10 protein-coding genes are annotated in these 11,295 nt (G+C 70.8%); all 10 read left to right on the forward strand.

Annotation, left to right across the window (positions count from 1 at the left end; translation table 11 throughout):
• Position 1: 1 nt before the first annotated feature.
• From ACN22W_RS34495 to ACN22W_RS34540, 10 genes are read left to right on the forward strand one after another with little or no spacing between them, the layout of a single operon-like run.
• Positions 2-622: a hypothetical protein gene (locus tag ACN22W_RS34495; protein WP_129518304.1), complete on the forward strand. Its 621-nt coding sequence runs from the start codon at positions 2-4 to the stop codon at positions 620-622.
• Position 623: 1 nt separating this feature from the next.
• Positions 624-1,607, forward strand: coding sequence for a ferritin-like domain-containing protein (locus ACN22W_RS34500; RefSeq protein ID WP_048248940.1), 984 nt, complete (start codon positions 624-626; stop codon positions 1,605-1,607).
• 1 nt (position 1,608) lies between these two features.
• Complete coding sequence (locus ACN22W_RS34505) at positions 1,609-2,598, forward strand: 3-oxoacyl-ACP synthase (RefSeq protein WP_129518305.1); 990 nt, start codon at positions 1,609-1,611, stop codon at positions 2,596-2,598.
• Entirely contained in the window at positions 2,588-3,763 is a 1,176-nt protein-coding gene (locus ACN22W_RS34510) for a PLP-dependent decarboxylase (RefSeq protein ID WP_419690520.1), read from the forward strand. The genes ACN22W_RS34505 and ACN22W_RS34510 overlap by 11 nt, the downstream gene beginning before the upstream one ends.
• 20 nt (positions 3,764-3,783) lie before the next feature.
• Positions 3,784-5,358, forward strand: a complete 1,575-nt coding sequence (locus ACN22W_RS34515; protein ID WP_419690521.1) for an acyl-CoA ligase (AMP-forming), exosortase A system-associated — start codon at positions 3,784-3,786, stop codon at positions 5,356-5,358.
• Entirely contained in the window at positions 5,355-6,446 is a 1,092-nt protein-coding gene (locus ACN22W_RS34520) for a hypothetical protein (RefSeq protein ID WP_129518308.1), read from the forward strand. Before ACN22W_RS34515 ends, ACN22W_RS34520 begins: the two co-directional genes overlap by 4 nt.
• Positions 6,446-8,293, forward strand: a complete 1,848-nt coding sequence (locus ACN22W_RS34525; RefSeq protein WP_419690522.1) for an acyl-CoA dehydrogenase — start codon at positions 6,446-6,448, stop codon at positions 8,291-8,293. The genes ACN22W_RS34520 and ACN22W_RS34525 overlap by 1 nt, the downstream gene beginning before the upstream one ends.
• 1 nt (position 8,294) lies before the next feature.
• Positions 8,295-9,524: a citrate/2-methylcitrate synthase gene (locus tag ACN22W_RS34530; protein WP_419690523.1), complete on the forward strand. Its 1,230-nt coding sequence runs from the start codon at positions 8,295-8,297 to the stop codon at positions 9,522-9,524.
• Positions 9,525-9,553: 29 nt separating this feature from the next.
• Entirely contained in the window at positions 9,554-10,216 is a 663-nt protein-coding gene (locus ACN22W_RS34535) for a class I SAM-dependent methyltransferase (RefSeq protein WP_048248947.1), read from the forward strand.
• 3 nt (positions 10,217-10,219) lie between these two features.
• Positions 10,220-11,293 carry a TauD/TfdA family dioxygenase gene (locus ACN22W_RS34540; protein ID WP_419690524.1) on the forward strand — a complete coding sequence of 358 codons (1,074 nt, stop codon included), beginning with the start codon at positions 10,220-10,222 and terminating at the stop codon, positions 11,291-11,293.
• Positions 11,294-11,295: the final 2 nt, after the last annotated feature.

Genomic DNA, 11,295 nt, shown 5'->3' on the forward strand with positions numbered 1-11,295 from the left:
CATGGTGCGCCCCGTTCACTTCACCTACCGGATCGAGCGCGACGCACGGCAGCCGGTCGCGGTCGCGGCGAGCGCGTACCGGATGCCGCTCGACACGCCCGCCGACTACGCGCGCGCCGCGCTGGCCGAAGCGGCCGGCGACACGTACGACGCAGACGACGCACCCGTCGGCGAGCGCCGCGTGCTGCTCGACCACGTCCAGTATTTCGCATTCCTCGCGGAAGCCACCGCGCGGATCCGCGACGCCGTGCATCCGGATGCACGCGTCTTCATCGAAGTCTGCGCGCCGTACTTCGGCGCGCTGCCGGCCGAACTGCTCGCGCCGCACGTGCTGCTCGGCGTGCACCTGTACGACGAAGCGCTGCGCGATGCCGCGCGCGGCACGCCGATCGTGTGGATCGGCGACCGGATCCTGCGCGATGCGGAGTTCGCCGGCGACAACCGCGTGTGCTGCGCGATCTGGCCCGCCCGGCTCGCCGACACCTTCGACGCGCAACTGCGCGGCCCGTGGCCGTCGTATGCGATCCGCCTCGAGCCGCATCCGGGCGCGTCGCGCGCCCCCGCCACCTTGACCGATTCCGCCCATCATTCCGGCGCCGCCGTGCGGCCGGGGAGACCTTGACATGAATCAAACGCTCACCGTTATGCAGGACACGGCCGATATCCGCTGGTCGATGCCCGTCGATGCGCTGATGTCGAACGACTACGCGCTGCGCGAAGAGGCGCTGAACCGGCTGTACGAAAAAGCGAAGGCCGCGCAGTGGGACGTCGCGACCGACGTCGACTGGAGCCACGAGCTCGACCCGGCCAATCCGCTCGGCATGCCCGACCCGACGCTGCTGATCTACGGCACCGAACTGTGGGGCAAGCTGTCCGACACCGACAAGCGCGAGGTGCGCCATCACGCGCAGGGCTGGCTGCTGTCGCAGATCCTGCACGGCGAGCAGGCCGCGCTGATCTGCGCGTCGAAGCTCGCATCGGCCGAGACCGGCCTGAGCGCACGCCTGTGCGCGGCGGCGCAGATGATGGACGAAGCGCGCCACGTCGAGGCCTACGCGAAGCTCGTCAACGAGAAGCTCGACGTCAGCTACCCGATGAGCCGCTCGCTGAAGGGGCTGCTGCACGACACGATCACGAGCAGCGCGCTCGACATGACGAACCTCGGGATGCAGGTGCTCGTCGAGGGCATCGCGCTGTCGATCTTCCAGAGCGTCGTCGCATACAGCACCGATCCGTTCATCAAGGATCTGTTCGTGCGGATCCAGCGCGACGAATCGCGCCACTTCGCGGTCGGCCGGATCACGCTGTGCCGCGTGTATGCGGAGATGAGCTCGAGCGAGCTGCGCGAGCGCGAGCAGTTCGTCTGCGAAGGCGCGGCCGTGCTGTACGAGCACCTGTGCGCGGACGACATCTGGGAGCCGATGGGGCTGTCGAAGCGCGAATGCAGCGCGATGGTGCGCGAGTCGCCGGTGTCGAGTTCGATCCGGCGCTCGATCTTCCGGCGCCTCGTGCCGACGATCCGCGAGATGGGCCTGCTCACGCCGACCGTGCAGGCGACCTTCGAAAAACTCGACGTCCTCGACTACGCGGCGATGCCGCTCAACTGACATGACGATGCCCTCTTCCCACGCATCCCGCGACCCCGGCTTCTGGATCGGCATCGACGCGGTGGCCTACGAGCTGCCGGGCCTGCCCGTCGATATCGAGGCCTGGGCCGCCGAGCGCGACTACCCGGCGCAGCGGGCGGCGGCGATCGCGCAGTCGGGCAGCCGCTATTTCCACATGGCGCTCGACACGAGCGAGACCGACCTCGCGATCGCCGCGGCCGGCCGCCTGCTCGACACGGCCCGCGTGCAGCCGTCCGACGTCGGCGCGATCGTGCACGTGCACACGCAGCAGTTCAGCGTGCCGCCCGCGCCGCGCAGCCTGCCGCACGAGCTCGCCGCGCATTTCGGCATCGAGCCGTTGTGGCTCGGTTCCGTCGCGCAGCTGAACTGCGTGTCGGTGGCGGCCGGCATCGAGACGGTCCGCGCGCTGATGCGCCGCCATCCGCAGCTCGACGCGGCACTCGTCGTGTCGTCCGACCGCGTGTACGGCGAGGATTACCGGATGCGGCAGATGACCGGCGTGCAGTGCGACGGCGCCGCCGCGATGCTGATCGCGCGCAACAGCACGAAGAACCGGCTCGGCGGCATCGCGATCGAGACGCACGCGAAATGGCATCGCGGCTCGGATACCGTCGCCGCGAACGAGGCCGACCTGATCATGATGGAGTGGCCGTACACGCGCAAGGCGATCGACGCGGCGGTCGCGCTCGAGCCGCACGCGCTCGATGCGTACGAGCTCGTGCTGCCGCACAACGCCGACCTGCCCGGCTGGAACGCGCTGTGCCGCGCGATGCGTGTGCCGGCCGAGCGGCTCTATGCGGAAAATATCTTTGCGCGCGGCCATGCGTGCTGTTCGGATTTTCCGATCAACCTGGCCGACGTCGGGCTCGACGCGGTGGCGCGCGGCAAGCGCGTGCTCGGCGTGATGCAGTCGAACTGCGGCGCGTATGCGGCCGCCACGCTTCATCCGGTGGGCCGCCATGACGCCTGACCGCCCGCTTTCGCCCGCCGGCGATCACGCGTGGATCGCCGACCTGCGCACGCCATGCTACGTGTACGAGCCGGAAGTCGCGATCGCGCGCTACCGGTCGTTGAAGGCGCATCTCGGTACGAAGTTGATCGTGTCGCTGAAGGCGAACCCGAACCAGGACATGCTCGCGCGCTGCGCGCATGCGTACGAGGACGGTGTCGAACTCGCGAGCCGCGGCGAACTCGACGCGGTGATCGGCCGGATCAAGACGCCGCGCTACCTGAACAATCCGTCGATGGACGAGATGTTCATGCGCGCGGGGCTCGCGTCACGCTGCCATTTCGTGCTCGACAACCCGGACGCGGTCGCGCGCTTCGTGCCGCTGGCGCGCGAGGCAGCGGCCGGCGGCAGCACGCCGGGCCCGGTGCTGCTGCGCCTGAATGCCGGTGCGCTGGCCGGCGAGCACGCACGCGCGCTGTGGCACGACCACTTCGGGATGACGCCGAACGAAGCGCACGACGCGGTACGCACGCTCGCGGCCGCCGGCTTGGCCGTAGCCGGGCTGCACGTGTTCTCCGGCCCGCATTCGTTCATCCGCCAGGACGCGACGCAACCCGACACGCTCGCGCTGCCCGAATTGCTCGCGGCGCTCGCACGCGATCTCGCGCCGGCCAACGGCGCGCCGCTCGGCTCGCTGAGCCTCGGCGGCGGGTTTGCCGACGATCATCCGGGCGATGCCGCGTTCGCGCGCTATGCGACCGCGCTGGCGCCGCTGGCCGGCAATTTCACGCTGGCCCACGAAGCCGGCCGCGCGATCTTTGCCGACGCGGGCGTGTTCGCGACGCGTGTCGTCGCGGTCAAGACGTGGCAGGACCGCACCATCGCCGTCTGCGACGGCGGCCTGTCGCACGCGTTCCTGCTCGCGCAGACCGAATCGGTGATGCGCCGCCTGGCCGCCCCATCGCTCGTGCGCCGCACACCCGCGCCGCCGGCACGCGGCGTGCCGACGATCTACGCCGGCAGCACCTGCAGCCGCGCGGACGTGATCGGCCGCGACGACACCGGCGCCCCGCCACAGGTCGGCGACATTGCCGTGTTCGCGCGCTGCGGCGCCTATCACCGCACGTACTCGATGGCGCATTTCCTGTCCCACGACGCCGCGCACGTGTACGTGCGGCCCGCCTAAAACACCCAGAGGAGCCGATCATGAACGCACTGATCAGCGTCGCCGACCTGCTCGAGCACGGCGCACAGCGCTGGCCGCGGCATCTCGCGTATGCCGACGGCGGCGGCGCGATGACTTACGAACAGCTTGCGCGCGCGGTCCGGCGCGCGGCGGCCGCACTCGCGTCGCGCGGCGTGCTGCCCGGCGAGCGCGTCGCCATCTACGCGCCGAAGCGCATCGAAACCGTGGTCGCGATGCTCGCGGCCAACGCCCTCGGCGCGATCTTCGTGCCGGTCAATCCGCAGTTGAAGGAAGCGCAGATCGAACACATCGTCGCCGACAGCGGCGCGGCATTGTTCGTGACCGGCGCGCAGCGGCTCAAGCGTCTGCCGGCGCTCGCGTCGCTGGTCGGTACGCGCGTGCTGCTGATCGAGGAACTGGCCGATGCGATCGCCGCACCGGGCGACGCGCCGGCGCCGGCCATCGCCGGCCGGCCGGTCGACGACGATCCGGCCGCGCTGCTCTACACGTCCGGTTCGACCGGCAAGCCGAAAGGCGTCGTCGTGTCGCATCGCAACCTGGTCTCGGGCGCGTTCAGCGTGGCCGCGTACCAGGGGCTGGCCGACGACGATGTCGTGCTCGGCGTGCTGCCGCTCAGCTTCGATGCGGGCCTGAGCCAGCTCACGACCGCGCTGGCATCCGGCGCGTGTTATGCGCCGCTCGACTTCCTGCAGCCGGCCGAGGTGCCGCGTCATTGCGACGCGCTCGGCGTGACGTCGATCACCGGCGTGCCGCCGCTGTGGATGCAGCTCGCGTCCGCCGACTGGAACGACACCGCGCGCACGCGGATCCGCCGTTTCGCGAACACCGGCGGCCATCTCGCGACGCCGCTGCTGCACCGCCTGCAGGCGCTGTTCACGCACGCCGCGCCGTACCTGATGTACGGGCTGACCGAAGCGTTCCGCTCGACCTACCTGGCACCGGCCGACGCGGCGCTGCGCCCGACATCGATCGGCAAGGCCGTGCCGAACGCGGAGATCCTCGTGCTGCGCGCGGACGGCAGCGAATGCGCGGCCGACGAACCCGGCGAACTCGTGCATCGCGGCGCGTTCGTCACGCTCGGCTACTGGAACCGGCCCGAGCTGACCGCGCAGCGCTTTCGCGCGCTGCCGCGCCGGCACGCCGAGATTCCGCGCGGCGACGTCGCCGTGTGGTCCGGCGACATCGTGCGGCGCGACGCGGACGGCTACCTGTACTTCGTCGCGCGCGGCGACGACATGATCAAGACATCCGGTTATCGCGTGAGCCCGACCGAGATCGAGGACGTGCTGTTCGCGCTGCCGCACATCCGTGAAGCGGCGGTGTTCAGCGTTCCGCACCCGGCACTCGGCGAGGCGATCGCCGCATGCGTCGTGTCGACGCTCGACGCCGACGCGTGCCGCGCCGACATCGCACGCGCCTGCCGCGACGCACTGCCGACCTACATGAACCCGCTCGTCGTCGAACCGCTGCCGGCGTTGCCGCGCAACCCCAACGGCAAGATCGACCGCCCGGCACTGAAAACCCAGTATCGCGACACGTTCGCGCGCACGAACCTCGAGGAGACCGCCGCATGACCCTGTCGACGCTCGATGAAACCTGCCTCGGCGCACGTCGCGTCGCCGCGCCCGGCACGCTCGCGCTGTCCGGCGGCGTCGTGGTGCTGCCGCCCGCCGTCATGTTCAGCGCGATCCAGGCGCAGGAGCGCCATCCCGGCTACCGCCACCTGCTGTTGCCGCAAGCGCGCTTTGCGCGGCCGCGCGGGATGGGTGCGCTGACGCCGGAAGAAGGCACGCGCCTCGCGCCGGGCGGCCGGCCCACGCTGCGGGTCGCGCCGCCCGGGCGCAGCCTCGCCGATCTTGCCGCCGACGCGGCGCTCGACCTGCGCGACCAGCTCGGCTCCGGGCAGCTCGCCCGCACGACCCACGTGATCGTCGCGAGCTGCGCGCTCAACGAAGGCATCGGCGATTCGGTGGTCGGCCGCATGCAGTACGAACTCGGCCTGCAGCGCGTGACGCCGTTCGCACTCGGCCAGAACGGCACGCTCGGCTGGTATTCGGCGCTGATGCTGCTCGACGGGCTGCTCGACGAAGGCGACCAGGCGCTCGTGATCCTGAGCGACAAGTGGCTCTATCCGTTCTTCCGCCAGTTCGGCGACCTGGTCGGCTACGGTGACGCGGCCGCCGCGCTGCTCGTGTCGCGCGCGGGCCCGGCGCCCGAGCCGGCCGTCTGGGGCGGCGTGCGGTCCGTCGCGGTCGAATACGGGCCGTCGATCGCCGATCCGTGGGCCGACGCGCCGGCCGCGCTGCGCGACACGCTCGCGCCGGTCGCCGCGCGCGCGATCCGCCGCGCACTCGACGGCGCGAAGCTGCGCGCGGGCCAGATCGACTGGTGCGTGCCGCCCGGCTTCGATCCCGGCTTCGCGGCACGCGTGGCCGATGCCGCGTCGATCCCGCTCGGCGCGCGCATCCAGCACGACGGCTCGGGCCACCTGTCGTCGGCCGAATCGGCCGCCGCGCTGATCCGGCTCGCCGGCGCGCTCGACGAAGGCGAGCACCGCACGGTGCTCGTCTGGGACGCGGCGCTGCATGGCGCGGCGGCCGCCGCCGTCGTCGACCTGGCCGGCGGCCTCGACGCCGCGCTCGATATCGAAGGAGACGCGTGATGAGTGCCTACAAGGTAAGCCTGCGCGAACTGCGTTTTTTCCTGTGGGAACTGTTCGAGGCCGACCAGCGCTTTCTCGAACACGGGCCGTACAGCACGCACGATCGCGCATCGATCGACGCGTTGCTCGAACGCGCGCGCGACTTCGCGCTCGACCTCGGCCGCAGCTACCAGCAGGCGGACGCCGAGGGCTGCACGCTGCTCGACGACGGCCAGGTGCGCATTCCGTCGCATTTCCATGCGCTGTGGGCACGTTTTCGCGACGAATGGTCGAACACGCTGTTCGGCACCGCACACGGGCTGCCGCCGATCGTCACGCAGATGATCTACGAGATGTTCATGGGCGCGAATCCGTCGTTCATGACCTACGGCGGCTTCACGCGCCCGGCGATCAAGCTGCTGCAGATGCACGGCACGCCGCATCAGAAGACGCTGATTGCGCCACTCGAGGCGTACCGCTGGGATGCATGCTTCTGCGCGACCGAACCGCAGGCCGGCACCGATCTCACCGCGGTCGCGTTACGCGCGACGCCGCTCGAGCGTGACATCTACGCGATCGACGGCGAGAAGGTCTACATCTCGGCCGGCATGCACGAGCTGACCGAGAACACGCTGTATTTCGTGCTCGGCCGCATCGACACCGCGTCGCCGGACTCGTTCTCGCTGTCGTGCCTCGTCGTGCCGCGCTTCTGGCCGGACGAGGAAACCGGCGAACTGCAGCCGAACCATGTCGACTGCATCGGCCTGCCGCGCAAGATGGGGCTCAAGGGCTGCGCGAACACGCACCTGGTGTTCGGCTCGAACGGCACGACCAGGGGCTGGCTGCTCGGCGGCCGGCGCAACGTCGGCCTGCTGCAATTGATGCCGCTGATGAACCAGGCGCGGATGAGCACCGGGATGTTCGGCGTCGGCGTCGCGTCGAGCGCGTACCTGCATGCGGTCGACTACGCGGGCCGCCGGCTGCAGGGCCGGCCGATCGAACGCGCGTCGAACACCAGCGCCGCGCGCGTCGCGATCGTCGAGCACGCGGACGTGCAACGCATGCTCGTCGACATGAAGAGCCGCGTCGACGGTTGCCGCGGCCTGCTCGGCAAGCTCGCGGCGACCGCGACGCGCGCGGCGATGCTCGAAGCGACGCCCGACGCCGATCCGGCCGAGATCGAGCGTCATCGCAAGCTGCAGTTGCTGCTGACGCCGATCTGCAAGGCGTTCATCTCCGACCAGGCGTGGCGGATCTGCGAAACCGCGATCCAGGTGCACGGCGGGCTCGGTTATACCGACGCGAGCCCGGTCGAGCAGAACGCCCGCGACGTGAAGATCCTGTCGATCTGGGAAGGCACGAACTACATCCAGTCGCAGGACCTCGTGCGCGACAAGCTCGGTTTCGGCCGTCATTCGCGGCTGATCCAGTACTACCGCGACGAACTCGACACCTTCCTGGCACGCCAGCATCACGCGGGCACGCACGCGGAACTGCGCCCGCTGTTCGACGCGCTGCGCGCGGGCGCCGACCGGATCGCCGCCGCGCTCGACGACATCGCGCGCGACGTGCAGGACGGCCACACGCATCGCAGCAGCCAGTTCTACACGCGCTTTCTCGAGATGTTCGGCGTCGTCACGTCGGCATGGGTGCTGCTCGAATCGGCGACGATCGCCGCGCGCCGGCTCGACGCACCCGACACGGCCGATACGCCCGCCGAACTCGCGTTCTATCGCGGCAAGCTGAAAAGCGCGCGTTATTACTTCGCGAACGTGCTGCCCGTCGTCGACCAGCATGCGGCGGTGATCGCCACGATGGCGCACGCGGCGATCAGCGTCAGTTGCGAAGAACTCGTGCAGGCGGAATGACATGGACACGACTCTCGACTCCGGCGCGGCCGCGACGACCGGCGATGCACCGCGCAACCTGCTCGGCCGCCCGGCGACCCGCCACCGCGGCACCGACATCGACGGCGCGACGCTCGAACCCGAAGCGCTGCGCGTGCGCGATCTCGACCTGAACGCGCTGATCGGCGCGACGACGTTCGAAGGCGCGCTCGCGCACCTGTGGTTCGACGTCGCGCCCGGCAGCGTTGAACACGGCGCATACGAAGCGGTGATCCGCGCGCGGCTGGCGGAATTCTCTGCTGCACTGGCACCGGGATCGGCCGCACAGTTCGTCGCGGCGAATCTCGGCGCGGCGGGCGTCGCGCCGGTGTTCGCGGCCGCGTCCGGCCTGCTGCGCGGCTTCGACGACGTGCTGGCACGCATGCACGGCAACGCGCCGGACGACGCCGATCTCGACGCGATGCTGCTGTGCGCGGCCGCCGCGCCGTTCCTGCTGCATGCGGCGATCGAGGGCCGGCCGTTCGCCGCCCTCGGCAGCGCGGGGCTCGACGACGCCGCGACGCAAGCGCAACGCATGCTCGTGCTGACCGGCGCGACGCGCACCGATGCGTCCGCGCAAGCCGCGATGGACATGCTGCTCGTCGCGTGGCACGCCGGCTTCGGCTACATCACGCCGACCGTGCTCGCGCCGCGTGTCGCAATTGGCACCGGCGTCACGCTGACGCAGGCAATTGCGGCCGGTTTCCTTGCGAGCGGACCATCGCACGTCGGCGCCGCACTCGAAGCAATGAACTGGCTCGGCGCGCTCGCGCTGTCGGTCCCGGGCGGCACCGGCGCGCCGGCCGCGGCGCTCGACGCGGCCGGGCGCGCCGCGATCGATGCGGTGCTCGACGCGAAACGCACGCTGTACGGCTTCGGCCATCCGCTGTTCGTCGCCGATCCGCGTCCGCCGCACATGCGCCGCCTGTTCGCGGCGCAGGGCTTCGACGGCGCGTACGTGACGCTGTTCGACGCGTGTTGCGCGCAAGCCGACGCGCGGCGCGCGCTGCGGCCGAACATCGATTTCCTGACCGCCGCGACGCTGCTCGAACTCGGTGTCGCCGCGCCATCCTGGGGCGTCGGCATCGGGCTCGGCGCACGCATCGCGGCGATGGCCGCGCATGCGGTCGAGCGCCGCCGCCGCCCCGCGTTCGGTGTCAACAGCGCGACCGCGCGACGGCTGCTGGCCGCCGTGCCGGTCGGCTGGCTGTGATCCTCTCACCCATTCGTAAAAGGAACGTCATGCTGCTCAAGAACCTGCGCCCGGCGAACGACTACGATCGTTTCGCCACCGAAACGCTCGAACCGTGGGACCTGCTGTTCATCAGCCGCATCCGCCAGCTGGCGCGCGGGATGACGCCCGGCGTGATCGCCGACATCGGCACGGCCACCGGCGTCGTGCCGGTGCGGCTCGCGACCGATCCGGCCATGCGCGGCTGGCGCTACGTCGGCATCGACCTCGATCCGGCGATGCTCGACGAAGGCCGACCGCGTATCCACGAGCTGGGCCTCGACGACACGGTCGAGATGCGCGTCGGCGACGCGCTCGCACTGCCGTTCGACGACGGCACGCTGACGATGGCGGTCGGCCGCGCGACGCTGCACCACCTGCCCGACAAGGCGCTCAGCCTGACCGAGATGTATCGCGTGCTGGAACCGGGCGGCATCGCGCTCGTGCACGACATGCGCCGCGACGCGCCGCAGCACCTGCTCGACCGCTTCACCGAGATGCGCGCGGCGGCCGACTATCCGCCGACCCACGTCGAGGAAAAGATCACGCTCGACGAAGCGCATGCGCTCGTCGCGGAAGCCGGCCTCGCGGACGTCGCGTCGATCTACAGCCCGAGCGCCGGGCTCGGCGCGCTCGGCTTCGAAATCCTGCTGAAGAAACCGGCGCTGGCCTGAGCGATGACCGATCTCGCCTTCCTCGCCGCGCACGCCGCCGTGCGGCTCGGCGCCGACGACGTCCACTGCTCGGCGGTCGCGCCCGGCGCGACGCTGCCGCTGTGCGTGACGCCGCGCAGCGCCGAACTCGCGACCTCGCCGGACATGTTCGTCGCGTGGTACCGCTCGCGGCTCGACACGATCGACACGCTGCTCGACGCGTGCGGCGCGCTGCTGTGGCGCGGCTTCGCGGTGCCCGACACCGCCGCGTTCGGCCGCCTCGGCGCGCTGTATCCGGCGCACGCGAACGGCTACACGGCGGGCGCCGCGCCGCGCCGGCAGATTGACGGCCAGGTCTACGAGTCGACCCGCATGCCGCCGCCGTTCAAGATCGGGCTGCACCAGGAGATGGCCTACATGCCCGCGTTCCCGCGCCTCGTCGCGTTCTATTGCCGGCAGCCGGCCGACGCGGGCGGCGAAACGCCGATCTGCGACATGCGCCGCGTGACGGCGCGCGTGCCGGCCGCGCTGCGCGACCGGTTCGCCGAACGCGGCGTGATGTACCTGCGCAATTTCGCGGCGCCCGGCGATCGCGCGGACGGGCTCGCCGCCAACCCGAACCTGCCGTTCGCCGCGTACCACCGGCCGTGGGACGACGCGTTCGGCACCGCCGAGCGCGGCGAGGTCGAGCGGCTGTGCGCGGAGCGCGGCGTCGGCTGCCGCTGGCTCGACGACGGCAGCGTGACCGTGTCGCACGTCGGCAGCGCGCTGCGCGCGCATCCGCGCACCGGCGAAACCGTCTGGTTCAACCAGGCGAGCGCGCAGCATCCGAATCCGCGCTCGATGGGCGAGCTCAGCTACCGCTACCTGCAGCGCATGTACGGCGAGCGCGCCGCGTTCCCGTACGAGATCCGCTACGGCGACGGTTCGCCGATGCCGTACGACGATCTCGTCGCGATCTACGACGCGCTCGATGACGAGGAACTGTCGTTCCCGTGGCAGGCCGGCGACGTGCTCGTGGTCGACAACATGCTGGTCGCGCACGGCCGCAACCCGTACCGGGGCGCGCGCGATACGCAGGTCATGCTGTTCGACTGACA

Origin of the sequence: Burkholderia theae (genome assembly GCF_048565265.1) — a bacterium.
GTDB lineage: Bacteria > Pseudomonadota > Gammaproteobacteria > Burkholderiales > Burkholderiaceae > Burkholderia > Burkholderia theae.